At 43.6% G+C, this 24,612-nt stretch carries 23 protein-coding genes and 1 pseudogene; 7 read left to right on the top strand and 17 right to left on the bottom strand.

Features of this window, described 5'->3' with window-relative positions:
• Positions 1–136 precede the first annotated feature (136 nt).
• The 6 genes from UA76_RS03985 to UA76_RS03960 all read right to left on the bottom strand — a co-directional run bounded on the left by UA76_RS03985 (position 137) and on the right by UA76_RS03960 (position 4,957).
• Positions 137–1,441 (bottom strand): phosphatase PAP2 family protein, encoded by a 1,305-nt coding sequence (locus tag UA76_RS03985; protein WP_047043292.1) that lies wholly within the window; start codon positions 1,439–1,441, stop codon positions 137–139.
• Between the two features lie 12 nt (positions 1,442–1,453).
• Entirely contained in the window at positions 1,454–1,714 is a 261-nt protein-coding gene (locus UA76_RS24425; RefSeq protein ID WP_047043291.1) for an outer membrane beta-barrel protein, read from the bottom strand.
• A 20-nt stretch (positions 1,715–1,734) separates the two neighbouring features.
• A complete protein-coding gene (locus tag UA76_RS24420) occupies positions 1,735–2,220 on the bottom strand; it encodes a hypothetical protein (RefSeq protein ID WP_238322177.1) in 486 nt (161 codons plus the stop codon).
• Between the two features lie 23 nt (positions 2,221–2,243).
• Positions 2,244–2,750 carry a phosphatase PAP2 family protein gene (locus UA76_RS24415; RefSeq protein WP_047043289.1) on the bottom strand — a complete coding sequence of 169 codons (507 nt, stop codon included), beginning with the start codon at positions 2,748–2,750 and terminating at the stop codon, positions 2,244–2,246.
• Positions 2,751–3,339: 589 nt separating this feature from the next.
• Positions 3,340–3,915 carry a porin family protein gene (locus UA76_RS03965; RefSeq protein WP_047043287.1) on the bottom strand — a complete coding sequence of 192 codons (576 nt, stop codon included), beginning with the start codon at positions 3,913–3,915 and terminating at the stop codon, positions 3,340–3,342.
• Positions 3,916–4,369: 454 nt separating this feature from the next.
• Positions 4,370–4,957 (bottom strand): porin family protein, encoded by a 588-nt coding sequence (locus tag UA76_RS03960; RefSeq protein WP_047043282.1) that lies wholly within the window; start codon positions 4,955–4,957, stop codon positions 4,370–4,372.
• A 255-nt stretch (positions 4,958–5,212) separates the two neighbouring features.
• On the opposite strand from UA76_RS03960, the gene UA76_RS03955 reads away from it, so the two are divergent.
• Complete coding sequence (locus UA76_RS03955) at positions 5,213–5,665, top strand: PACE efflux transporter (RefSeq protein WP_047043279.1); 453 nt, start codon at positions 5,213–5,215, stop codon at positions 5,663–5,665.
• Between the two features lie 382 nt (positions 5,666–6,047).
• On the opposite strand, the gene UA76_RS03950 is transcribed toward UA76_RS03955, so the two are convergent.
• The 4 genes from UA76_RS03950 to UA76_RS03935 form a co-directional block, all read right to left on the bottom strand.
• A complete protein-coding gene (locus tag UA76_RS03950; RefSeq protein WP_047043278.1) occupies positions 6,048–6,770 on the bottom strand; it encodes an oligogalacturonate-specific porin KdgM family protein in 723 nt (240 codons plus the stop codon).
• Positions 6,771–6,843: 73 nt separating this feature from the next.
• On the bottom strand, positions 6,844–8,223 hold the full coding sequence (locus tag UA76_RS03945; protein ID WP_047043276.1) for an MFS transporter: 1,380 nt from the start codon (positions 8,221–8,223) through the stop codon (positions 6,844–6,846).
• Positions 8,224–8,237: 14 nt separating this feature from the next.
• Positions 8,238–9,128, bottom strand: a complete 891-nt coding sequence (locus tag UA76_RS03940) for a nucleoside hydrolase (RefSeq protein WP_047043270.1) — start codon at positions 9,126–9,128, stop codon at positions 8,238–8,240.
• Between the two features lie 2 nt (positions 9,129–9,130).
• Positions 9,131–10,072 carry a ribokinase gene (locus tag UA76_RS03935; protein ID WP_052771942.1) on the bottom strand — a complete coding sequence of 314 codons (942 nt, stop codon included), beginning with the start codon at positions 10,070–10,072 and terminating at the stop codon, positions 9,131–9,133.
• A 206-nt stretch (positions 10,073–10,278) separates the two neighbouring features.
• Here UA76_RS03935 and UA76_RS03930 point away from each other — a divergent pair, with 206 nt between their 5' ends.
• A complete protein-coding gene (locus UA76_RS03930; protein WP_238322176.1) occupies positions 10,279–11,280 on the top strand; it encodes a LysR family transcriptional regulator in 1,002 nt (333 codons plus the stop codon).
• 217 nt (positions 11,281–11,497) lie between these two features.
• Here UA76_RS03930 and UA76_RS03925 read toward each other — a convergent pair whose 3' ends face one another.
• Together UA76_RS03925 and UA76_RS03920 are read right to left on the bottom strand one after the other, a co-directional pair.
• Positions 11,498–14,566 carry an efflux RND transporter permease subunit gene (locus UA76_RS03925; protein ID WP_047043260.1) on the bottom strand — a complete coding sequence of 1,023 codons (3,069 nt, stop codon included), beginning with the start codon at positions 14,564–14,566 and terminating at the stop codon, positions 11,498–11,500.
• Positions 14,567–14,733: 167 nt separating this feature from the next.
• Positions 14,734–15,150: a hypothetical protein gene (locus UA76_RS03920; protein ID WP_047043258.1), complete on the bottom strand. Its 417-nt coding sequence runs from the start codon at positions 15,148–15,150 to the stop codon at positions 14,734–14,736.
• A gap of 129 nt (positions 15,151–15,279) precedes the next feature.
• Here UA76_RS03920 and UA76_RS24410 point away from each other — a divergent pair, with 129 nt between their 5' ends.
• From UA76_RS24410 to UA76_RS25575, 5 genes and pseudogenes are all read left to right on the top strand, one after another.
• Positions 15,280–15,540 carry a hypothetical protein gene (locus UA76_RS24410; protein WP_238322175.1) on the top strand — a complete coding sequence of 87 codons (261 nt, stop codon included), beginning with the start codon at positions 15,280–15,282 and terminating at the stop codon, positions 15,538–15,540.
• Between the two features lie 119 nt (positions 15,541–15,659).
• On the top strand, positions 15,660–16,589 hold the full coding sequence (locus UA76_RS03915) for a serine hydrolase domain-containing protein (RefSeq protein ID WP_238322174.1): 930 nt from the start codon (positions 15,660–15,662) through the stop codon (positions 16,587–16,589).
• Positions 16,590–16,757: 168 nt separating this feature from the next.
• On the top strand, positions 16,758–17,006 hold the full coding sequence (locus UA76_RS24405) for a hypothetical protein (protein WP_238322173.1): 249 nt from the start codon (positions 16,758–16,760) through the stop codon (positions 17,004–17,006).
• The gene (locus tag UA76_RS24400) at positions 17,003–17,329 is read left to right on the top strand and encodes an acyloxyacyl hydrolase (protein WP_238322172.1); all 327 of its coding nucleotides are present in this window, start codon (positions 17,003–17,005) and stop codon (positions 17,327–17,329) included. Before UA76_RS24405 ends, UA76_RS24400 begins: the two co-directional genes overlap by 4 nt.
• A 104-nt stretch (positions 17,330–17,433) precedes the next feature.
• Positions 17,434–19,103: pseudogene (locus UA76_RS25575) on the top strand (mechanosensitive ion channel domain-containing protein).
• Between the two features lie 234 nt (positions 19,104–19,337).
• Here the strand turns inward: UA76_RS25575 and UA76_RS03900 are convergent.
• From UA76_RS03900 to UA76_RS03880, 5 genes are all read right to left on the bottom strand, one after another.
• Entirely contained in the window at positions 19,338–20,423 is a 1,086-nt protein-coding gene (locus UA76_RS03900; RefSeq protein ID WP_047043256.1) for a hypothetical protein, read from the bottom strand.
• A 134-nt stretch (positions 20,424–20,557) separates the two neighbouring features.
• Complete coding sequence (locus UA76_RS03895) at positions 20,558–21,355, bottom strand: SDR family NAD(P)-dependent oxidoreductase (RefSeq protein WP_047043254.1); 798 nt, start codon at positions 21,353–21,355, stop codon at positions 20,558–20,560.
• Positions 21,356–21,475: 120 nt separating this feature from the next.
• Positions 21,476–22,396: a LysR family transcriptional regulator gene (locus tag UA76_RS03890; protein WP_047043253.1), complete on the bottom strand. Its 921-nt coding sequence runs from the start codon at positions 22,394–22,396 to the stop codon at positions 21,476–21,478.
• Between the two features lie 345 nt (positions 22,397–22,741).
• A complete protein-coding gene (locus tag UA76_RS03885) occupies positions 22,742–23,830 on the bottom strand; it encodes a calcium:cation antiporter (protein ID WP_047043248.1) in 1,089 nt (362 codons plus the stop codon).
• A 60-nt stretch (positions 23,831–23,890) separates the two neighbouring features.
• Positions 23,891–24,514 carry a DedA family protein gene (locus tag UA76_RS03880; protein ID WP_047043342.1) on the bottom strand — a complete coding sequence of 208 codons (624 nt, stop codon included), beginning with the start codon at positions 24,512–24,514 and terminating at the stop codon, positions 23,891–23,893.
• Between the last annotated feature and the right edge of the window lie 98 nt (positions 24,515–24,612).

Genomic DNA, 24,612 nt, shown 5'->3' with positions numbered 1-24,612 from the left:
ATAAAGGAGCAGATAAAGGAATAGAGGCGCTTGATATCTAGAACGAAAACAATCGTAATTCGCTGATTAAAGGTTTGTTTTAAAATAAAAAGCACTTGGATTACCAAGTGCTTATTCATGAGTTTTATCGAGTAAATTAAAAACGGTTGGCAAAGCTCATCACTACGGAGTCACTGTCATATTTGGTATTGATACTTCGCCATTGATTACGCGAAGTCGTGTATTTTATTCCGAACTCCCACTCTGGATTCACTTCGTAAACTAAACCTACTTCGGTAGTGGTTACTGAGTTTTTGTTTGCCCATTGGTATTGAGCAGAGGCCAAAGCGGATAAACCACCAATAATCGAGTATTTCGCTTTAATAGAGCCCGCAGGCATGATTTCAAGTAGGTTGTCTTTGTCATGCTTCCCTCCTTGGAGTTTGTCAGACTGCACCTCTAAGTAGTGGGCATAGAGTCCTAGACCACCGGAAACTTTTAGCTGGTCTGTGAGCTGATAGTGCTTTAGATAGGAAGCCCCCAAACTCCATTGTTTAAATGCCATGTAAACTTTATCGCCATCTTCATAAGTGGTGTCTCCTATAGTGAGCCCGTTATTGGCGATACCGTATCGTCGAGTTTCATTCGGTGCTACATTGATTTCAAACGAGCTTTCTTTGTCCAAAGCATAATCATATTGAACCGCGGCGAAAGGTTGATGTTCATCAACCAACTGGCTGTTTTGCAATTGGCCATGAGCGTCGATTTGCGACACTGAATCAAGTGTGTTGAAGCCCATATCAAATTGGAATCTGTGACGACTTCTCTGTTTAAGTTTGCCATCACCCCGCTCACGGCCTTGGTCGTACTCAAGAGCTTGGTTGGATATCGACACACCAAACGTCAGTCCGTTGTCTTTATTTGGCGTAAGGTTGAAAGCCACGCCTTCATTCACGTAAGGCGACACGACAAATTGGTTCACTAAGAACGCAATACTCGCACCCGCGAGCACATCATCCGCGTGGTGACGATTACCATGAACGCGGCTGGCAGCAACAAATGCCGCCCCCGCATAAGCTGGAATGCCCCATGCTGCGCCATAGCGAGTTTGTAGGAATGCCGCCCCAGAAAATGCACCAGCGGCATGACCTGAAGGGAACGACTTGGTGCTGATTTTGCCTAGGTTTGTGTTTGGTCGGTGCCGTCCTATGGCTTTTTTGGTTAGCTCTGTAATTGTTTGGGTACCTAATCCGGAAATGGTTAGCTGCTTTGCACCTTCCCAATCATCATGGATCCATGCAGCGACAAAACCAGCCGCAGGTATCCCAATAGCCAAGTAATCACCGGCAACCACATAATCGTCGTTTACAGTTTGATTGATGGCATTAAAATCTTGCGCATGGCCGAAGGTTGAAAAAAGGGCAGATGCGAGAGCCGCAATGGCAAATGGTTTGGTTTTCATGGTGGTGGCCTCTTAAAAATGATTAGTAACAGCAAACACGACAGAGTCGGCTTTGTATTGCGTGGAAGAACTCTCCCAACGGTTGTTGGTATGTGAATATTTCAGTTCGATATCCCACTCGGGGTTGAGCTGATACTGAACACCTGCTTCTGCCATCCACACTCGGTTTTTGTTAATGGCTTGATAGTCTGCGCGTCCTTTAAGTGACCAGTTTGGATTGAACTGATAAGCTACTTTCCCTGTTAAAGAAGGCAGAATTGGTGTGGAATTCACTTTACTGTGCGCACCACCATTTATAAGTCTGCTTCTAGTTCGACGTAGTAGGCGTATAAACCTATGCCTCCAGTTAAGGTGATTTGGTCACTTACGGTGTAGTCTTTTAGGTATGAAGCACCGGCACTCCATTGGCGCAATGCAATGATGACATCGTCACCTTCGTTATCTTTATTACCTTCGTTGTATGTGTGTCCATCAAGCGTGAAGTTTTGTTTTACAAGCCCGTTTCGACGTGTTTCATTTGGTGCGACTTGAACCTCAATAGAGGATGTCTTGTTGAGCTGATATTGGTACGCTGCTTTGGAAAAAGGCTGGTAGCGGTCAACAGGATCTGGATTATCAATTATGTCGCCTGCGCCTAGGTCACCAATCGAGTCGTGTAGGTTAAAACCAATGTCCAATGTAAATGACTGACGTGATGGTTTGTATCTTGTTTGTGCCGGTCTCGTTCGATTCGATGAGTAATTAAGTGCATCGTTAGTGATGTTGACATTCAACATCATGCCGTCTTTGAGCGGCGCTGCCCCTACACTGACCCTTCGGGTGTGTATCTAGAAACAAAAAATTGATTGGTGAGAAACGCGATACCAGCCCCGGCTAATACATCATCGGCATAGTGGCGGTTGCCATGGATACGGCTTACACCGACATAGCTTGCGGCTAGGTAAGCAGGAATTCCCCATTTTGCCCCATAGCGGGACTGCAAAAAGGCGGCTCCAGAAAACGCCGCAGCCGTATGACCAGATGGGAACGAAGCATTGTTAGAGGCGTTAGGTCTTAGTCGCCCAACAGCGAATTTGCCTGCCTGTACAATACCGACAGTGGTTGCGAGTGAGTAGGTGAGTTGTTTTACTCCTTCTGCATCGTCGTTTAGCCAGGCGGCAAACAAACCTGTGGCTGGAAGTGCGATTTGAATAAAGTCACCTGCCACCACGTGATCGTCAGTAACCGTTTGAGTTATAGCGTTGTCGGCGTAGCTGGCTGTTGAGCACAGGGTTAACCCTATGAGTGTTGCTTGGAGTGTTTTTTTCATCTGAATGACCACCTTATTGCTTCAAACTCGGCGTTTTGTGTCGCCTACCTGAGTCACACCGCCTTGTTTTGGTGTTTCAAGCATTCATTCTTTTAGGTCTGAATTGTTTGAAGTGTTTATATTTGCGCTGCTGATGAATGTATTTATATCGCTGAAATGGTGGTAGATTAAGTTGGTAAATATATACATATCGAATAGGTGTGGTATTTTTCTCGACTAATCATTGAGATATGTCGGCAAAAGCTCCTCCACAATGTCGCTGTTGGTGCGTCAACGTAGAGCTTTTGAGTCACAATCGTTCGCTTCCCATTGATTATGACCGTCAGTTCTATGCATATTTTCTAAGTGTTGAGTTAGGAAATTCACGATGCCTGTCGTTTTGGTGAGGTAAATCTATATAACTGCAGTGGCTTAATCTGGGGAAGGAAGGAGAATGGTAAGGTCATCATCCTCGCAAGTGATTCCAATATGGAATTGGGTTTTGATGTATAGAGTCGTTTATTGAGATTTAGATACTAAAATGCCCCTTTCGGGGGCGGCTGAGGTAATCGGCCTCGATTACCTCGAATTCCCATCAAATGGTTAGTACTTAGAATTTATAACCCACGGTGACCATACCTTGCGTTAGCATTTGTCCTGGCTTCCCTGTGAACTCAGTGTTTTTATCTGTGTAGTCGGTACCTTGAATGCGACCATCGACGTAGACACCGTTGGCCATTGTCATACGAGCACCTAAAGCGCTTCTAGCACGAAGAGCATTATTCTCATCGAAGAAAAGATTACTGGTGTCTTTATCAAAGGTCACGACGCCAGCGGTAATGTATGGCTTTATTGATAAGCGCCCACCGATGTCAAAGTTGTAACCTGCTTCTGCTTCAATTGCTAGCTCGTAGACTGTGCTTTTACCTTTGCTGCTTTTGGCGTAATCGGTAAAGCCCATACTTGAACCTTTAGCGTTTAGTGCAAAAATTTTATTGAAATCGTAACCCGCTTCAATCGTGACGGAAGGATCTGCACTTAGTTTGTGGCCATCTATATTTTTAAGTTGATACTTGCCAATGTCAGTACCAAAACCACCGCCTACGCGAAAACCTGAGTGGTCATCCGCTGCGAATGATGATGCAGAAATAATGGCTAGTGTTGATGCTAGAATAAGCTTTTTCATTTTGTTTGATTACCTCGATTATTAAAAAATCTCCCTATGCTTATCGCCAGTTCCTCTAGCTACGAGGTGAAATATATGTCTAAATAATTAAAATCAGAAAATACGTTCTATTGTTAGAACTGATAGGTAGTCGATATGGTAGTTCGGTCAATGATTGACTTGTCTGATTTATTCGATGTTCTAATGTATTTGTGTCTAAGTTTGATTGGGTAGGATAGAAAATCGGTATAGCGCAGATATGGAGGGTTGTCACAATCAGTGTGGTGTTTGTTATAATCGTTCTCCCCGTTATATGTGTGGGTGTAATGTTTTTTGTTCCTTTGAAAGTGATTTCTTGTCGATTTTTGAACCGAAGGAAGCGAATTTGTCGAAATTTAGGCACAAAAAAGCCCCCTTTTGGGGGCGGATGAGGTAATCGCCTCGACTACCTCTAACTCTATTTAATTTTTGTCTCTTAGAACTTATAGCCGACTGAAATCATGCCTTGAGTGAGCATTTCGTCGCCTTTACCGCTAAACTTTTCACCTTTCGTCGTGTAATCAGTGGCTTGGATACGGCCATCGATGTAGACACCGCTGTCCAGTGTCATACGAGCGCCCAATGCACCGCGGCCACGTACTGCACTTTTATCTTCTTCGAAAAAGACATTACTTGTATCTTTGTCGAAACCTACTGCGCCTACGGCTACGTATGGTTTGATGGCTACTCGGCCATCAATGTCAAAGGTGTAACCTGCTTCTGCTTCCACCGCTAGCTCGTAGGCAGTCCCCTCGCTTTTGCCTTTGCGGCTTTTACCATAGTCAGTGAAACCCATGCTTGAACCTTTAACGTTTACTGCAAAGATTTCGTTGAAGTCGTAACCCGCTTCAATCGTCACTGAAGGGTCAGCGCTTAACTTTCCGCTGTCACCTAGGTTCTTAAGTTGATATTTGCCAATGTCCGTACCAAGACCTGCGCCAACGCGAAAACCTGAGTGGTCATCCGCTGCGAATGATGATGCAGAAATAATGGCTAGTGTTGATGCTAGAATAAGTTTTTTCATTTTGATTACCTCGAATATTAAATGATCTCCCTATGTTTACCGCCAGTTCCTCTGGCTAGGTGGTCAAATTTACGTGGGTTGTTCGAGATTCCCAAAATAGGTTCTATTACTCTTTTAGATACATTGTTCTAATGATATATCTCTCTAATATTGAATCTTCTTATCTATTCATAATGACAATAGATTCTAACTGTATCTATTTCTATCTGAGCTTAATAATTGCCGAAACAGAACAAAACAAAAGAGGGTTAAGACATGAATCAGCAAGCCATTGGCCGCACTCATTTTGATCGCATCAGACATACGCTATTCTTTGAATTAGGGTTGTTAGGCACCTTAGTTCCAATTAGCAGCCTATTTATGAGTCAAGATAAAAGTACGGTTGGTTTGGTCGCGTTGGCGCTGTCTGTGCTGGCGATGTTGTGGAACATGGCCTTTAACTACGCGTTCTATGTGTATTTGATTGAAACTCAAGGACACTGTCAAAAATCTAAGCGTCAACGCTTGAACCATGCTCTGCTATTTGAGCTTGGTTTGATCCTGATAACGATCCCTATCTTAGCTTGGAGCCTGGGTCTGTCGTTGATTGATGCGTTCATCCTAGATATTGGCTTTGTCGTTTACGCTCTGTTCTATGCTTGGGGATTTAACTTGGCTTATGACCGGATGTTTCCAATTCCATATTCAGTGCAAAACAGTTCGTTCTGACACTCATGCAGTTCGAGCAGATCTCATTTACGAAATGCTCTGCACCTCATTAGCGTAACAAAGCTCCTCCGCTTCCCCAAAAATCAATGCGCTCAAACCAATCGATAGCACTTCTGTCGAGAATTTGCCCTTTTTTAAGCTAGCACTCTTATCCGTTTAACTTTGCGGATGTGGGTTTGACCTACTTTTTCTAATAACTTGTAACTTGCTAGGTATTGTTTCCCTACAGCGCAGAGTAGTAGGGAAAAATGAGAAAAAATTACAATAAAGTTCATAGACAGAAAAATGCGATCAACGCGGCAGTCATTTACAATGACTGCCGCTAATGGCTTTGGTGTTTTCTTCTAATAATCAGATGTTGAAAGTGAAATTCTTCAAATGTTCATAGGTAAGGCAAAGCAACTTGCCAACGAAGATCGTCTTCGTAGGATGTGCCATTAAAAAAACCGTCTTTCATGACTGTCGTTTGGAAGTATGGTCGCCATTTATTTGCAGTGTAAGTCACACGGAATTCGTGGTCTGTCGCCATATGAGTGCCATTACGGAATGTGTCGGCAATTTCCTTATCTGTTTCAAAGTTATCAACTCGGTTGTAGAAGAACTCATAGCGATCGGAGTTGTAACCAATAAATAGATCGGTACGAACAGACAGGTTAGTGCCGTAGTTAACTTCATTGCCACTTTCATCGATACCGATCCAATCGTCGTAGCCGAACTCAGGACGAACGCGCGCATTCACCATTAAGCCATTATCAAAATTGTATCCTCCGCGAAGAGATAAACGATAGTTCCACTGTGTATAGCCGACATAGGTATGAAGCCAAGCCTTATCGGTCAGTGGAATAAATTTACCCAAGTTATATTCATAGTAACCGTCGGTATTTACTTCAGCGCCAAACTCAATTTCATAAAAATCTGAGAATGTAATCCATCCAGTAAGCCCTTGAAGACCAACATTACGCTCTTCTTCATAGCGAGTATAAAATTCCAAATATACCGGGTTACTATCTAACACGTCTTCATTTTCTAATGCTACTTCCGCCATCGAAATAGTAGGGATTAGCATGCTTGCTGCAAGCATAGATAGAGGCAATATTTTATTCATTCTAGTGTCTCTTGTCTTTGTTGTTGATATTTTATTGGCTCACTAAGGTTTTTTATTTAGTGAGAAAGTTAGGTTAATAATTTGATTCGGTAATTTCTTGATGAGCTTCTGAAATATCTTTTTTATCTACAGGTTTACCCATCATCTTGTTGTAGTAATTAGTTGTGATGATATATTTTCGCATAATGAGGCCAGTAATTAAGAAGAAGATTGCTGGTGCGACAGAAAGCGATAATGATAAGCCCGCTAATACTTCTGGTGTTTTCTCAACTTCCGATGAATAACCAAAGTATTGAAGAGTGTAACCCGTCACAATACCTGAAAGACCCATACCTAATTTCTGACAGAATGAGATTGCTCCCATCGAAATACCTGATGAATCAATGCCTGTTTTCTTCTTACCATAATCGCTCACTTCAGAAATCATTGCCCAGAAGATTGGGGTATTAAGGTCTGTTAAGAAGCAGTAGAGGAAGTAACAAATAACAGCCGCAACAAACTCACCTTGCCCTACCAAGAAGTAGATTGAGAGACCCATCAGTGCGGATGCGTACATTGATACGCGGAACACCTGAATCTTACAAAAACGTTTGGTTAGCTTTTTTGATACGATGGCAGCAAGAATGCCACCCACCGACCACATGCCTAGGAAGACAGAGATCTGAACGCCAAAACTTGCGCCTGCGTATTCTGTGCCATAGATAAAGGCGATGTTGCCACGCACCAAGAAGGCAAGCATAAGCGTGATACACGCTGAACAAAGAACGATCCATTGGTCATTTTTCACTAGACTTTTTAGCTGCTCAACAACTGGTACTTTGTTTGGTTCAATATCAATGTGCTCACGAGTTGTGAACGCACAAAACAATAGACATGCTGTACCAATTGCACCAAGAATAGCGAAGGAGGTCGCATAGCCTTGCACTTGATCCGCTTGTGATGTCACCCAGAATGGCACTAATGACGTACATAGTAGTGTTGCTGTCTTCGCCATTGTAAAACGCCATGAGTTCGCCGTAATACGCTCGTCTGGGTTGTCAGTAACAACACCAATCATTGATATATAAGGGATGGTAACCATAGTGAACATCAACGTATTAAAGATATACGTGCCATATGCCCACAATAGCTTCGCTTGGTAAGTATCACCAACTGTGGTGAACATCAAGTACATTGAGATACCCATTGGAATCGCAGCGAAACCAATCCAATGACGGTAGTGTCCCCAACGAGACTTATAGCGATTGGTTACCCAGCCCATCGCAGGGTCTGTCACCGCATCAATGATGCGAACCAATAAAAGTAGCCAACCTGCATCAACAGGTGTTAGACCAACAATTTGAACGTGAAACGCATAAATCAGCATACCCGCCGATATCATAGATAGGTTGATTGCAGAATCACCAGAACCAAAGCCTATCTTCTCCAAGACCGACATTCTATTTATAGCCATAATGACCTCATATTTTATTTTAGAAACACGCTATTTAGGAAAAACTCAACGAACTGTGAATAATTTAAATTTTTAGCAACCAAGCAATTTGGGTTTTTCGTTTTTCTTCCCCAAATTCCGTCTTCAGTACACACCGTCATGCCTGTGGTGTGCTGCCCCTTTAATTCAACGCGAACTTTTTCTTGGTTATATTCAATATCACTCTCTTCTAGAAGAGAAAATACTGTAAGAGGGTCGTGCAGTATTGGAGTGAATCCGGTTTTATTAAACCAAGCGTCACAGCTTTCAATTAGAATTTGCTTCAACTCTGTATTGGCGTTATCTTGAGCCTGAGAAAGATAGTCACCATCGAAATGACATTTGGTTGTAACATCCAGACCAACAGCGCGAATATTAATGCCAGAGTTAAAGACAATATCGGCGGCTTCAGGGTCGCAAATAATATTCCACTCATTGACGTGTCGATAATAACAGCCACCCATTAGAACCAATTCATCAATATTTTTAATTAACTCTGGATGCTCCTTGATAAGAGTTGCAACGTTGGTTAGCGGCCCTATCGCAACAATCGTGAGATTCTCCTGCATTAGTGCGTGAGCCATAAAGTCAACGGCATGCTCGGTTTCAATCAACTGACTGTCCATTTTCCCTTGGTATTGGCAAGGGATCTCTTCGTTGTCGTTTTCTTCGCCATTAATGCGATGCTCACACCCTGCATACACAGGGATGTTTTCACGACTCGCTAACTGAAGAACACTTTTTGCCATCTTTGCTCTTAGTCGGGTGTTCTTGAATACCGTTGTAACGCCAATAAGGTTTAGCTGATCGGTCGATAGCGCTAGACCTAGTGCCAGAATATCGTCTGCATCATCACCGATGTCGGTATCAATAATAATGTTGCGCATCTTTACTTCCTTACCGTCGCTAACTTAGCTTCAACTTGAGCCATTGATGGCATGTTTGCCGCGCCTTCATTCTCTACAGAGCACGATGCAAAGGCTGTCGCGAAGTTAATCGATTCCGAGAAGGTTTTACCAAGTGATAAAAATGCTGCTAATGAACCATTAAACGCATCACCTGCCCCACTTGTGTCCACAACATCTGCTGGGTATGCCAAAAAGCGTTTAAATTCACTGCCATCATAAGCAAGGCAGCCATTGCCTCCCAAAGTAATAATGACATTGGCAGCACCCATACGATGGATGACACAAGCCGCTTGTTCGGCAGTCTCAATATCACGAATTGCAATGCCGCTTAGATCAGAAGCCTCGGTTTCGTTCGGGGTAATAACGTCCACCAGTGATAGCAAGGTGTGGACCTGATCATGGTAAGGCGCAGGGTTTAAAATCGTGGTTTTAGCCTGTGCCTTCGCTTTACGGAGCACAGCGGAAACCGCTTCAATATTGTTTTCTAGCTGTACCAGCACAACGGATGCTTGTTCAATTTGAGGGGTGATTTCCTGAATATCTGCATCGCTTACCTTCAGGTTCGCACCCAGATCCAACACAATGTTGTTGTCTTTCTCACGTTCAGAAACCGTGATAAGCGCAACACCTGTCGATGAATGGTATGTTTCGGCTAACGTGAGAGAAGCAAACTGCTGCTCCTCCAAATGCTGCTTAGCTCGCTTGGCAAAATCATCACGACCAATTTTGGCAAAGAAGTGAGTATTTTCTGTCACTCTTCGACATGCTGTTGCTTGGTTCGCGCCTTTACCACCAGAAAGAAACTTTTTAGATAAGACGCGAACCGTCTCTCCTTTTTGAGGAAATGATGCCACTCGAGAGACAATATCAAGGTTGTAAGAGCCTGTGACCAATACACCTTTATTGTTTGATGAAATATCCATGATTAACGCCTGTTGAAGATTACTTACTTGGTTGCAGTATCTAGAACTCACTTCATCTGGTATATCTCAAAATAAATACTTATTATGCTGTTTGTCAGGATAATGTAACCATTATAAACTCATCAAAACTTGATATTTTAGGCTATTAAGCAAACAGTTTGTTATTGTTTACATAAATGTTCTTATTAAACAATGGATTAAATTTTGTGACGTCTCAACTAGTTTTCGGAATCAGAGAGTCGTCATATCGTGCACTTTACGTGATAAAGATCACAGAGGTAACCATGCTAGATCACTCATCAAAGATCACTCTCAAGATGCTTCGCTACTTTTACCAAGTCGCGACAGACAAGCATTTCGGTAATGCGGCAAAAAAACTTCACATCTCCAACTCGCCATTAAGTGCACAAATCAAAGAACTGGAACGAATCATTGGCAGCCCTCTGTTTATCCGCGATACAAGAACTGTCGAGCTAACCAATACGGGGCAATTACTGTTTGAAGAGTGCCAAACCATTTTCAGAGTGTTGGATACTTCGGTTCGTAAGGTGATTGAACAAGGTAGGAATGAAAACAAATCGTTGAATGTTGGGTTGATCAGTTCTTTCTTTTGGGCAGGGTTAGGTGATGCCTTGAGAAGCTTTAAAGATGCTTACCCTGATTTCGGTTTTCAGATCTTTGAGATGACGCCAGAGGAACAGAAATCGAGCCTATGTAAACATAAGATCGATATTGGGTTAGTTCGATTTGCTGACACCATCAATACCGCGCCGCTTAACGCAGAAAAGATGGTGGATGATGAAATGTGCGTAGTGGTCGCGAACAATCATGCTTTCAAAGACAGAAAGATGATCTCTATTGAAGAGTTAAAAGATGAGCAATTTATCTTTATGCAAAGACAAGATTCGGCATCGTCAAAGTTGATCGTCGATACTTTTTTAACGCATGGACACTATATCAATATTTTTCAAGAAGTGTATGAACCGAATACTCTCGTTTCGATTGTAGCGAGTAGTAATCTGGTGTCTATCGTTCCAACCAGTTTTAGCTATCACCGTTGGAGCAATGTACATTTTATCAAGCTCAGAGAAAAGCTACCGGCCCACTTATGTGCTTTGTATCGTGACAAGAAAGATAATGTTGTATTAACAGCTTTCTTCGAGCATGTGACCAAAGAATTAGTTCGATTTAAGAAATATAGAAGGTAACTACCGGTGATAACTATTCATCAATACTGTGCACCAAGCACAGGGGTTTTCCTTACTTGTAGTTATCCGTAATTTACTAATTTAGTAAAATCTATAAAACGTTTCTGTCCAAAAGTGTGTTTGATAGGCCCATTCAGCTACTCATAAAACAACTCAGCCTAGTTCGAAAACTAGGCTGAGTATCAGGAGGCGTTCATGTTGCTTTTACAAGTTGGTATTACTGTGGACAAACCTCTAGCTGTGGTGATTTAAAACGCTCTCGAATCAGTTGGAAGACCACAAAGAAGATACATGCAGCAATACACCCGAGGAAAGTCGCGGTAACAATACCGCCAAACGATGCCCAGCCGAGTGCTTGTTGTGCTCCGCTACCAATTGCATCTGCCATCATCAATGGAACCAGACCTACCGCGAAAGAGAACGCAGTCATAAATACTGCTCTTGCACGCAAGCGCATTGCTTCAACGGCTGCGGTCTTCAATGGTAAGCCTTGAACTTCACGCAGTTCTTTGGCGTACTCGACAATCAAGATTGCATTTCGAACCGCCATGCCGACTAGGAGTACGGCCGAAAGTTGAGTGAATATCGTCACCTCAGCTCCAAGCAATGATACTCCTCCGATAATGCCGATTACCGCCGTTGGGACCATTGCCATGATTGCTGCCGGAATTAACCAGCTCTCATATTGTCCGGCAAGCACTAAGTAAGTAATTAGCAACGCTAGAGCGAGGATAACCACCGCTTGGCTGCCTGCCTCGATCTCCTCTTTGGCAGTGCCAGTGAACTCAATCGAGTAACCTTCTGGAAGGTCGAGCGCTTGCAAGTCCGCAATCACCGCGCCAGTTGAGCTTGATGGTAGAACATCAATCGATACCGACTGCATCGCATTGTATCGGTTGATAAAGTTCGGCACCTTCACTTCTTCGATTGAGAACAGCTCATTAGCAGGGCGACTTTGACCATTTCCATAGTTGATGTAGACATTGTTCAGTGCTTTTTCATTCAATCTATGTTCTGGGCTGTTTTGCATTATCACCTTGTAGTTTCTACCGTTGAGGTTGAACGTGTTCACATACTGACCACCAAAGTGAGCTTGCATACCATCAACTAAATCTGCGTAGCTAATGCCATATTCCAGCATACGCTTACGGTCAATGTTTAGCTTGACAGAAGGTTTGTTCACAGCGAACTGTGTCATCGCAACGGATACCGATTCCATCTCATTCAACTTTGACAAGATCGTTTGAGTATCTTGGTTCAACTCTTCAGGAGAACGCCCTTTTTGATCAACCAGAACAATGTTCACACCATCAACCATGCCAAGTTCAGGGATCACTGGCGGCTTGAACGCAAAACCTTCGACCTCCATCTCTTGAAGCACTTCATTGGCTTTATCGGTGATCTCTTCATCGGATAGTTCACGCTCATCAATGGAATCTAGGTTAAGCAGAATCAAGAAGCTGCTCATATCCGCGTTACCATTGAGAAGGTTGAAGCCAGAAGCTGCAATCGAGTTTTTCACTCCATCGATCTTTTGCAGCTCCTCAACGGCGGCTAGGGTATAACGATCTGTCACTTTTAGTGCGGTACCCGGCTCGAATCCACCCACCACAAACACGGCACTGGTATCTTCTGCTGGCAACATACCTTGAGGTAACTCTTGTCCCTGCTCAACAGCCAACCAAACACCACCGCCCAATAGAAGTAACGAGATAAGAGGGAAGCGAACAAAGCATTTGGTTAAGAATGTGAATGAAGAAATCTTGTAGCCGATCACCTTCTCGACGCTTTGAGCCAATTTGCCTTTCTTCGGCGGCTTCATAAATAGAGCGCAAAGCGCTGGGGTTAGACTCAGAGCAACAACCGTTGACACTAGCACTGAAACACTCAGCACGATGCCAAACTCACTGTAAATAATACCTGTCATGCCACTCATAAAGATCGTAGGAGCAAACACAGAAAGGAGTACCAAAGCGGATGCGATGATCGGTGCGACAACTTTATCAAGAGCCAATTCGACCGCCTCTTTTACTGTGATTTTAGGGCTGTTATGGAACTCGTGCTCTGCTGCTTCAATCACAATGATGGCAGCATCAACCACAATACCGATGGCCATGACCAAGCCCAACATAGAAATGATATTGATGTCGATACCCAAAGCGTACATGAAAGTGAAGGTACCAATCAGAGAAACAGGAATGGCAGTGACAGTAATCATGGTTAAACGGAGCGATTGCATGAAGATCAGTGTCACCGAGCCTACGATCAAAACGGCAAGTAACAAGGTTTCTAATACGTTATCGATCGCACCGTGAACAAAGCTTGTCGCGTCATAGACATACTCAATTTGATACTCAGTCGGTAACTCTTTCAATAGCTCTGCGACCGCTGAGCCAACCTCAACCGCATTCGCATCTGGCGTTTTATAAATGAATACCACCGAGCCATCGTTCACTCCTGAGTATGCATTCGCAGTATAAACCTCTGCGCCTAATTCAATTTTTGCTACATCTTTGAGGAAGACTTTTCTCTGCAAAGCACCACCGCGAACAACGATGTTTTCAAACTGCTCTTGAGTGGTAAGGCCGCCATCGACAGTCAAAGGATACTCAAGCAAGTCACCGACCAACGAACCCGCAGGGCTGATCTTGTTTTGAGTCGCGATAGCTTGCTGAATGGCATCAACATCAACGGAAAATTGGCGCATTTTGTTAGGATCTAACCATATACGCATTGCGTATTTTTTCTCACCTAAAACATCCACTTTTGACACACCAGAAATACGTTGCAGCGCCTCTTTAAATTCACCGCCTGCGAATGAACTGATCTCTGTGTCGGTGGCTTGTCCGTTAGGGTCTTGGATTGAAAGGCCAATTAACATACCGTTAGATAGCTTTTCTACTTTCACACCATTTCGCATGACATCACCAGGCAGTTCTGGTAATGCGAGATTCACCCTGTTCTGTACTAATGTCACCGCATTATCAGCGTCGGTTCCATTCTCAAACACAATCTCCAAAGAATAGGTGCCATCAGCACTAGAGGTGGACTTCATGTACTGCATACCCGCTACGCCATTCACCTGCTTTTCTATTTCAGGTGCAACTGTCTTGGTGAGTACTTCTGCTGTCGCACCATCCATCCATGTGTCTACAGCAATCGTCAGCGGAGCGACGTCTGGGTATCGCCCCATCGGGGATTGAAGCGCAGACAGTACGCCAGCTATGGATATAAAAATGGAAAGAACAATGGCGAGCTTGGGTCGGTTAATAAAGATCTTAAACATAATGGACCTCTGATGGATGTGGAGGGTGGTTACCCGCACCATACTCAAAGGTCGAATTAGCAACAATGTAGGAGCTATAGAGAGAACGAATAGATGCTAGGAGGTAGAAAAAGTACCCAGCATAGATAGAGAAAAGTAAGTCAATGAGGCTCGCGTTAATAGCTTAATTAATCTGACTTATTTTCGTCTTTGTGCTCACAGTAGACGTTGTAAAGTTTGCTCATTAATTCTATTTCTTCTTTAGGAGCTGCTAGCATTTGATCGAGAAAATGAAGAGAGCTAGCTGGAATTGGAAGTTGTCCACCGTGCTTACGGTCTATCTCATCAACAGGCATTAATTGCAGTATGGAAACATCCAGTACTTTGGCAATGCGAAAAAGATCGATCACAGTGAACTGACTTGTCGCTTCACGATCCATCTTTTGATAAAAGGCCGTTTTCGCAATATGAGCTTTTTCAGCTAACGTGTTTTTGCTGAGTTTTCCGTGTGCCATGAAGGTTTCAATTCTTTCTATGAGCATCATCCGAAAAACTTGTTCAGACTCTCCATAAAATTCAAAGCCTTGTGTTTCAAACTCAGCCATGATGTGTCTCCATTCCATTTAATGAAAAGACCTAATTGTCCTTTTCAGATTTCGTAATCGTTCACGACTTAATATAACCCCATCAACTCAGTAGTACAGATTAAATCACTCAATAGTGGAGAGAACATTATGAAAAAGACAGTATTAGCAATGGCATTAGCACTAACTTGTAGTCTTTCTGTAAGCGCGGATAACTTAGGCCCAGATTCAGTAGCAGGTCCATTACAGGATGCACCTGCTTCTCAGCCGGTACTTAACTACGACGCAGAGTCGATTACGACAGCACAATGGGACAACCCAGAGAACAGACATTACACCTACGCGAACTTTGATAAGGTGCACCCATATCCAGCGTATATCAGTAAAGGCTTGGTGCGCCTGTCGAGTTAGAAACCGTTGAGAATGGCGAAGAGCTACTTAAAGACTTCCGCATCAAACCGTGGAGTGATTTACCAGAGCTCAACCTTTCTGATTACATGTACCACACACGTGCAGATGCATTGTTGGTCATGAAAGATGGCAAAATTGTGTTTGAAGCCTATCCACGTCAATTAGGCCCAGACGATCAACACACGATGATGAGCTCTAGTAAAACTATGGTTGCTATGGTGATCATGAACTTAATTGAAGAAGGTAAGTTGAAACTCAAAACTAAGATCAAAGACATCATTCCTGAGTTAGGTAGCGCGTTTGATGGTGTGACTGTGCATCAAGCGTTGAATATGGACGTCCCAATGCACTTTAGTGAAGACTATCAAGATCCGAACTCAGAAGGTCAGCGTATTTTCATTGCAGAGTGTTGGGGTGAAGGCTGTGAAAAAGACCCACGAGGCGCACGCGGATTCTTGGCTGACTTGAAATCTGACGACCCGCATAACAACCCACGTAATATGACGCACTACAACTCGGCAGTGACATCTGTACTGGGCTGGGTTGTTGAAGAGGTCACCGGAATGAACTACAACTCGGCGGTGAGCTACTACCTATATAAGCATGTTGGTGCTGAGCACAACGGTATTGGCTTGAATGATCAAACTGGCTTTGGCCACGCATCGGGTTACCTTGCTTTTACTGCGCGAGACGCAGCGAAGATCTATTCAACGATTGGTAATGACGGTGTCGCGATAAACGGCAAGCGAATTCTTCCAAAAGGCTATATAGCAAATGTGGTCGACGGTGATTCAGAAGCAACGAACTACCAGTTTGGTACAGAGTCTGATTGGAAATACAGCCACCAAATGGTGTTCAATGGCGAAGGCGGATTCGCACACATGGGTTACGGTGGCCAGATCTTCTACAGCAACAAGGACACAGGTGTCACTATCATCCAAATGTCTTCGATTGATACAGAAGGCGGGGCAGTCACTCAGAACCACGCACACGCCCTGTTAGATATGGTAGATAAAATTAACGACCTGCTGAAAAACGAAAAAGTATAAACCTCTCTAAGCAATTCCCCTCTATAAGTGAACCAAATCCTGGTTTCGTTCGGAGGGGGAACCACTTCCTTTTTGAACCCTGCATCACCTTAGCTTATGGCTTTAAGGGCAGTTCGCATCGCCTGAAGAACGTGCATGGGTTCGAGAGTCAATGTTAAGGAACTTATCATGACAACCCTTAAAGAGTGCACCTACTACGCTATGTCCGTACTTCTGTTTAGTATCTTCGCATCCAAGGTTAATGCGTCAGACGATTTGCGTCAGCTGAATATAGGAATTGGACATGGTCCACAGGCGGGTAAATACGTTGATGTTCAGAAGAATAGCAATCTCGATATTAACTACACATTCCATTCGAAGCAATTCGAGTCTAACCCAAATGTAGAATTTCGAATGGGGTGGGTTACAGCTTTTTGACTACCAATATTGAACAAAACAGCGAGCTGCATGTTGTGACGGTATTACCGAGTATTCGCTATAACTTCGAGCCAAACGAAAGCTTTCAAACCTACATTGGCGTAGCTGCAGGCCCTTCTCTCATGACAGGAAATCAGCTCGGTTATCAAGAACAAGGCTCGCACTTTCTGTTTAACGACTACATTACGATTGGTGCTTATCTGGGTGAAAACAAGGAATGGGAAGTGAGTTGGTCTTGGCGTCACCTATCGAATGCGGATATGTTTTTGCCTAATCCTGGTATTGATGTGCCATTCAGTTTTAGCTTAGGCAAACGTTTCTAGGGAAGGTGTTCAAACTTGAAGGGATGCATTCGTGTGGGTGTTATAGCGGGATTTAGAATTACCACAAGGTCATAGAATAATTAGATTAGTATCAGGTATGTGTAATGTTGTTTGAAAATAAAAAGGCTATCTACGCAAAATCATTATTGTTCATCAGTTTCCTGCTTACGGCTTTGTGGTCGAGTTTAATCACGGCAGAAGAAACAAATAGCAAGAATGAAATTTATAATGACCAAATAGAAGCGATTAGCCAGGAAATATCAGAACTATCACAATCATTGAACCGTATTGAGGGTGAGCAAAGAGATGTGATTCAGTTCAGTATCTTTAATAAGAACAAAGAACTAAGGGTTGTTCTGGCGCGTCTTATGAAGAAACGGTCGTTATTTGAAAAAGAACTAGTCTCCTTAGTAAGGCAGCAGCAACTGTACACTTTAGATGCGGAAGAGTACTTGATTGAGCGACTTTCAGACCTTAATAAAGGTTTTGAGGCTGCAGCAGAAGAATCCAAATTATTGGTGTTAAAAGATTACAAAGAGGTGCAAGACCATCTTGGCTGGGTATATGAAGCAAGATTGACCAACTTCAAATGGCTTGAACAGTTAGGTGTAAAAGACGAAGTGGGAGAATTACGCTTACAAGATAACGTTGAGAAGCAGTTAAAATTAGCATCTGCTGCTATTGATTATTATAGCAATCAGATTTCAAGCTCGTCCTTTCAATTACTTAATGAGAACGATTCTGAACAAACACGACATCAGTTGCACGATATCATTCTTGATAAACGGCTCTCGATCGAGTTAGAAGGATTACGTTACCTTGTGACCATAGCCGATAATCTCGATATAGAAACAGCGATCTACAAAAAACAACTTTTTGAAGTATCTGGGAACATTACTCACGAAATATTTGAAGGCCAAGTGTTACTGGAATTACTTGCCCATTGGTCAGAACAAGCTATTCAATGGTTGGTAGAGCAAGCCCCCACCAGTTGTTTAAGCTTGGCGTATTTTTCATCGTTATATTGATTACACGTTCAGCGGTCAAAGTTGTTCGCAAGGTCGTGGCAAAAGCAGTAAAAAGCCAAAACCTTAACTTGTCTCATTTGATGCAGCATTTCTTTATTTCTGTTTCGGGAAATGCTGTCTGGGTTGTAGGTATTTTAGTTGGGTTGTCTCAAGTAGGGCTCAATCTAGCGCCTATCCTTACAGGCTTTGGTGTTGCAGGTGTCATTGTCGGTTTTGCTTTACAAGATACGTTGTCCAATTTTGCTGCTGGCATGATGCTCCTAATCTATCGACCGTTTGATGTCGGCGACTTTGTTTTCGCTGGTGGCGTGGACGGCAAGGTAAGCCACATGAGCCTCGTGAGTACAACGATTCGTACCTTTGATAACCAAGTCATTATTGTTCCCAATGGTAAAATTTGGGGTGATGTTATTAAGAATGTGACTCATGAAAGGTCTAGACGTGTAGATATGGTCTTTGGGATTGGTTATGGCGATGATATTGACCATGCAGAAGCAGTTCTGAAGGATATCGTTCAAGCGCACCCGTCAGTTCATGAGACACCTGAACCTATTGTTAAAGTACATACGTTGAACACATCGTCCGTTGATTTCATTGTAAGACCATGGGTAGACACAGAAGATTATTGGGATGTTTACTGGGATATAACGAAGCAAGTGAAAGTTCGTTTTGATAAAGAGGGTATTTCTATACCATTTCCTCAGCAGGATGTTCATTTGTATACAGAGGTAAAAAGCCATTCTTGAGGAATACGATCTTTCGAGCAGAGGCGGTTCTCAAATTAATGGATCAAGAGTCAATGTATGTATAGTGAAGCATGACCTTAGGAATTTAAACAAAACGAGGTTGTGAAACGTTTGGGTTTTCCAGTCAGGCTACCAATATCGATGTGCCGTTAACTGTAGCTTAGGTAAGAGGTTCTAGCCGAGGGAGGCAACTGAGAGGGAGAATGAGCTTACCCACTTTGTGTTCGTATGCCTCTATGTTTGACTGGACTTAATCAAAGAGGCCGTCATCCAGTAGGTGATAAACAACATCACAATGACCTCCGGTAGAACCCAACCCGAAATCAATACCATTGGCCCTAGTGCTGCGCCAAAGGTTTGAGCCACTAAAACAAAGCCAATGATGACTCGAGCCTGTTTACCCGACGCAATGGAACCAAGGACTAGCGGTAACATGAAGTTCCAAAGCAGTTGGAAAAAGAAGGTGGCGGCAACAAAGCGATTTGTTGATTCATCCGCAATGATCACTCCAACCATTAAACATTGTAGGCCGATAGCCATGGGTAGTAGCTTGGACTTTTTTTCATGTACCCAGTCAAGGGTGGCCAACATGGCCCCAAATACGCTAAATAGGGTACCAATAGAAAACAGATATCCTTGCTGTTCCATAGTGATTTCGTGTGCATTGGCATGGAAACCGAGCGTCGACCACACTGCAGAGTGGGTCATCATGATCATGGCAACCGCCCCTAAGCTGATAAAAATCAGCGAGTAATCAAGCGGCTCAGATAGCTGAAAATCGCTTGCCTTTACTGCTTTTAAAGGAGGGAGTAATAAACAAGCTGCCGCCAATGCGCTAAGGACATATAAGATAGATCTCGGGCCATAGGTTTGAACCCAATAAGGCAGAATCAAAAACAGCGCAGCGGTGAACAACATTTGAATCGCGATGGCCTTACCGAAAGCGGCATCAGTATTTTCTTGATTGCTAAGTACTTCGTAAGCGCGAACCACCACTAGGCCCGCTAACACCCCGGCAATCGTACGGATCATGAAAAATAAGGTGAAGTCAGCGGTCATGGCACTGAGTAAATTGCAAATGCACAAGCTTAGTAATGCCAGATTATCGTTGCTACGAACGCCGTGCTTGATCGCATGATAGTTAACTGCACAAGCAAGTGCGAAGCCCATAAGCTCTGCGGTTGCGACGCTGTTAAGTTGCATTTTTGACAGCGTCAGGTAATCAGACAACGACGTTAAGTACAGGGGAAGGATAGAAAATACAGAAGCGGCAACCGCAAGCTTAATACTTGCAACTAACCAACTTTGGAAATAAAACATAAATAATCCCTATCACTTAATGCCTGTTTTACAACTTACATCAATCCTTTCGGTTAGGGAATAAGCAGGATTAATTGACCAAGGACGGCATTGATTTAAACGTTTGTAGTCTAAGCATTAAGCATAAGCACCACCTATTGGGCCAAAGCTTTGATCGTATCAACAACCTTAGCCACTTTCGCTTCATCCAGTGCGTCAGTGTGTGGATCGCTCAGAACACCCGCGTCGTTATCAAAGTAGTCGCCGTGATTATTGGCGAACTCATCAGACAGAGCTAGTCGTACTAAGATATCTGCACCGATGGAGAGATCGTTACCTGCCATTCCGTAGGCCTCTTTTACCATTTTACTCCCTAAAAAAGACGCTGGGTTGACCGACATAACCAGTGGCCCTGTTCCTTTTAAATCATGTCCCATTTGACGCGACCACATGGTAATCGCAAGTTTACTCTGAGCATAAGCCTGACCATCGTCCAATAATTGGTTGCCTTTAAGTGCTTCAATGGATACCGGAGCTTGTGCGGCAGAGGATAGGTTAATGACACGCGAGCCTGTATCCATGATTTCTAACAGTGCTCTAGTTAGAAGGAAAGGTGCGAGTGTGTTGACTACAAAACGGATATCGAGTCCATCAGGAGTTCGAGTGATCGGCACGCGAAATACGCCTGCATTGTTTATTAAAACATCAAGGCGTGGATGTTTGTTCTTTACAGCAGCTGCCATGGCTCTGACATGGGATAGGTCAGCCATGTCAGCCAAATAGGTTTCAATGTTAGCATCGGGTGTTTTTTCTTTTAAACGAGAGACGGTATCGTCGAGCTTTTGCTGATTGCGCCCGTGAATGAGCAGGGTATGCCCTTGCTGGACTAGCTCGGCAGCGGTAACAAAGCCGATGCCGTCAGTGGCACCAGTTAGTAAGATGGTCTTGCTCATTATCATTCCTCTCATTCATTGAGTGAACAGCATATACGCGTAATTGATTGAAGATAATACGGCTTATTCGACAAATAGTTTTTCTATATCGTTGATAATCAACCTCACGACATCAATGAATCATTTATGGGCAAGTGCTTCCGCCACCTTTTTCTTTAACCAAAGTATCGTTTGGCTCGCCTTATACTTATCGTGGTAGTAGGCGTTGATATCGGTATTGAGTGGTGTGTCGCCAAAATAGATATCCAATGATCTTAGACCAGTATCAGTATCAAGGCTTAAGTAACGGGAGCCAAGAAACAACATGTCTGTGCTTTTAGTGATGTCGATCACCGCTGATGGGAGTTCTGATCGAAAGCCTACCTTTGCTTCGTGACCGTGTATGTGGAGTAGCTTTTCAGCAACAGATTGTTTGTAGTTCCAATCTGCTGAGATCAACGTAGAGAACTCGAACAAATGTCCATCTTCAACTCTGACAGAGGGCTCTCTGTAGGGGTGACCTTCCCTCACATAGGCTTTGAATGTGTCCTGTCCAATTGTTTTGTGTAGGAGCTCTTTGGGCAGATGATCAATCGTGTAATTGAGACCAAGGTGAATTTTCCCGTTTACAATGTCTTTCACTGCCGATTTGCCCCAATTGAGAAACTGGATTTGGGCGTTTGGCGCTTCTTCTCTAATCAAAGTAAACAAGCGTTGAGCAATACCTTTGAGTAAAAAAGGTGACACAGCGATGCGCAGCGTTCTATCTATTTCACTTGGATCAAACCCGCCGGAGTAGTTCACCACATGAGCAAGATCCGTCATCACTGGCTCTAGAGATTCAGCAAGCTCCTCTGCTAGCTCAGTGGCCTTCAAACCATGATAGGTTTTAACAAATAGCTCATCATCGAAAGAGTCTCTTAAACGTTGGAGCGCTTTACTGACCGCAGGTTGAGAGATATACAGCCGCTCAGCTGCCTTGCGCATATTACGCTCCTGATTTAAAACCAAGAAGGTACGTAGTAGGTTGAGATCTAATTTTGAAAAAAGGTCTTTTGCCATTTACTTGTGTCCATTGAATTAAAAGTAAAAGCTAATAAGAAGTATAAAGGCTTGATGACAAAATAATCTATATCAATCTTTATGGTTTATGAGGATAAGCCAGATTATGAGACCGTCCAGCGACTTAGGGGCCTATAAGTAAACGTAAAAAGGCAAGCCAAACCCAATAAAGAGAGAACCGAAAATGGTGAGGCGAAATAGAGTGTTCATAGTACGAGTAAACATAGTGACTCCTAAATCGATTGTAGAAAGATAAGCGTTGGTTGATAAAGGGGTGACATCCGTGTCATTACTGTCCTTGGACCATTCTTTGGCTGTGCAGCGGTGGTTGCTGCAAGGAGATGTTTAGTCGAACATCAGTAATATGTAAGCCATAAAGAGAACTAAGTGCGTCACGCCATTAAGTGGGTTAGTTCGCCCGCTGCTGAAGGTGACCATAGACACCAGAATCGTCGCGGTGAGCAGTACCATATCTGCTGTGCCTAAGCCCAATATGACCGTTTCGTTCATGTAGAGCCCGATGAGCAGTACCGCGGGTACGGTCAGGGATATAGTGGCTAACACTGAACCGTAGAAGAGGTTCATCGCTCGCTGTAATTGGTTGTTTAACGCCGCCTTAATCGCTCCCACCCCTTCTGGCGATAGGATAATGAGTGCCACAATCAAACCTCCTAGTGCCGACGGAGCGCCAAGGGTACTGATGCTGCTGTCAATCGGTATCGCGATGCTTTTTGCAAGGCCAATGACTACCGCTAGGTTGAGCACCAGAAAAGCGCCGTGGTAGCAGTTTGATCGTGTCTCGTGGTGCTCTTCTTCCTCATTGCATGCATCGTTAATGAAGTAATCTGTGTGGCTCTTGGTTTGAACGAATAGGAACACACTGTAAAGCAATATTGAGCTAGCGATAAGGGTAAACATCATTATGCCTGACATGCCACCCGACGTATCTTGTGAGACAAAGTTTGGTAATACTAAGCAGATGGTGACCACTGGAATAATTGCAGCAATGTAAGCCTTCAATCCGTGTACATTGTAAGGCTGAGAGTGATACTTAAGCCCGCCGATGAGTAGCGTGATACCCACAAGACCATTCATTACCCCCATGACTACCGCAAACATGGTGTCTCGCGCCATGACCGGGTTTTCTGAGCCCGTTAGCATGACCGATGAAATCATTGCAACTTCTAGCAGCACTACCGATAAAGTTAGTATTAAGGTTCCGTAGGGCTCGCCCAGTCGGTGCGCGAGTGCATCGGCGTGTTTAACTACCGCAAAAATCATGACTATTGTGACCACTAATAGAAACAGGGTCGCGAGTATGCCGATGGGTGCCGTGAGTGCATGGGTAAGTAGTTCGTTACCCTTAAATAAGAAAGTGAATACGGTGATAACGCCTAAAGCGAGTATCTGGATGTCTTTAGAGATTTTCATCATTTTCCTCAAAGTGACTTTTCTGCAAAGTGGCTTTTAAAAATGACAAAGGTATGGAGACCTTTACCGTCGATTAATATAGCGGAGGATGATGCCAAACGTTGCAATGAGCATGAGCGTAAGGCTGAATCCTATCAGTCCCTTGATCAGTATTGCTTGATAGCTTTCAAGCACTGGGTTGAGCATGGTGAATTTGCCAACTAAGAGTAGCGTTGCCATCCACAGTAGGGTGCTCGATAAGTTCGAAAAAAACATTTTGATTGCACTCAGTTTGTTTACCCCCATCAACATAGGCGTAAGCACTCGCACAAATGGTATAAATCGAGATACAAACAGAGACAAAAAGCCATATTTCAACAGGAGCCCCTTGGCTCTGTTTAAGGATCCCTCGGGAAGAATGGCTTCCAGGTGATCGTGAAAACGAGTGCCCCGTAAGTATCGGCCTTGCCAGTAGGCAATTAATCCACCAATGCTAGCTGCTGAGCCAAGATACAACATGGTTTCAGCGATAGGCAGAACACCAAGGGCAAGCATTCCACCTGCGAAGATAACCAAGCTGTCTCCCGGTAGTGGCAAAAAAACGAATGCCGATTCGAGAAAAAGGATAACGGTTAAGATAATGAGTAAGTATTTTGAGCTTTGGATGGCATCAAAATCGCCACTCACAAGTGTGGTTAGGATCTCCACAACGCGTTTCTCCTTTAAAAGAATCCGCCAACGGCTAATCCAGCTACGAAAATCAAAACTAAGTAAACAAAGGCTAAAATATTTGAAATATTCATCAT

The sequence above is a fragment of the Vibrio mexicanus genome, from assembly GCF_001012815.1.
Classification (GTDB): Bacteria; Pseudomonadota; Gammaproteobacteria; order Enterobacterales; family Vibrionaceae; genus Vibrio; species Vibrio mexicanus.
Note: the sequence above shows the minus strand (reverse complement) of the source record. Positions and strands in the feature narration are given on the sequence as shown.

Coding starts and splice junctions, on each gene's coding strand:
- UA76_RS24415 (WP_047043289.1), bottom strand. CDS start 2,750: ATGAAAAAAACACTCCAAGCAACACTCATAGGGTTAACCCTGTGCTCA.
- UA76_RS03940 (WP_047043270.1), bottom strand. CDS start 9,128: ATGCGCAACATTATTATTGATACCGACATCGGTGATGATGCAGACGAT.
- UA76_RS24410 (WP_238322175.1), top strand. CDS start 15,280: ATGAAAAAGACAGTATTAGCAATGGCATTAGCACTAACTTGTAGTCTT.
- UA76_RS03955 (WP_047043279.1), top strand. CDS start 5,213: ATGAATCAGCAAGCCATTGGCCGCACTCATTTTGATCGCATCAGACAT.
- UA76_RS03985 (WP_047043292.1), bottom strand. CDS start 1,441: ATGAAAACCAAACCATTTGCCATTGCGGCTCTCGCATCTGCCCTTTTT.
- UA76_RS03935 (WP_052771942.1), bottom strand. CDS start 10,072: ATGGATATTTCATCAAACAATAAAGGTGTATTGGTCACAGGCTCTTAC.
- UA76_RS03885 (WP_047043248.1), bottom strand. CDS start 23,830: ATGATGAAAATCTCTAAAGACATCCAGATACTCGCTTTAGGCGTTATC.
- UA76_RS03925 (WP_047043260.1), bottom strand. CDS start 14,566: ATGTTTAAGATCTTTATTAACCGACCCAAGCTCGCCATTGTTCTTTCC.
- UA76_RS03965 (WP_047043287.1), bottom strand. CDS start 3,915: ATGAAAAAGCTTATTCTAGCATCAACACTAGCCATTATTTCTGCATCA.
- UA76_RS03900 (WP_047043256.1), bottom strand. CDS start 20,423: ATGTTTTATTTCCAAAGTTGGTTAGTTGCAAGTATTAAGCTTGCGGTT.
- UA76_RS03945 (WP_047043276.1), bottom strand. CDS start 8,223: ATGGCTATAAATAGAATGTCGGTCTTGGAGAAGATAGGCTTTGGTTCT.
- UA76_RS03915 (WP_238322174.1), top strand. CDS start 15,660: ATGAAAGATGGCAAAATTGTGTTTGAAGCCTATCCACGTCAATTAGGC.
- UA76_RS03890 (WP_047043253.1), bottom strand. CDS start 22,396: ATGGCAAAAGACCTTTTTTCAAAATTAGATCTCAACCTACTACGTACC.
- UA76_RS03960 (WP_047043282.1), bottom strand. CDS start 4,957: ATGAAAAAACTTATTCTAGCATCAACACTAGCCATTATTTCTGCATCA.
- UA76_RS24405 (WP_238322173.1), top strand. CDS start 16,758: ATGACAACCCTTAAAGAGTGCACCTACTACGCTATGTCCGTACTTCTG.
- UA76_RS03920 (WP_047043258.1), bottom strand. CDS start 15,150: ATGGCTGAGTTTGAAACACAAGGCTTTGAATTTTATGGAGAGTCTGAA.
- UA76_RS03950 (WP_047043278.1), bottom strand. CDS start 6,770: ATGAATAAAATATTGCCTCTATCTATGCTTGCAGCAAGCATGCTAATC.
- UA76_RS03895 (WP_047043254.1), bottom strand. CDS start 21,355: ATGAGCAAGACCATCTTACTAACTGGTGCCACTGACGGCATCGGCTTT.
- UA76_RS24420 (WP_238322177.1), bottom strand. CDS start 2,220: ATGATGTTGAATGTCAACATCACTAACGATGCACTTAATTACTCATCG.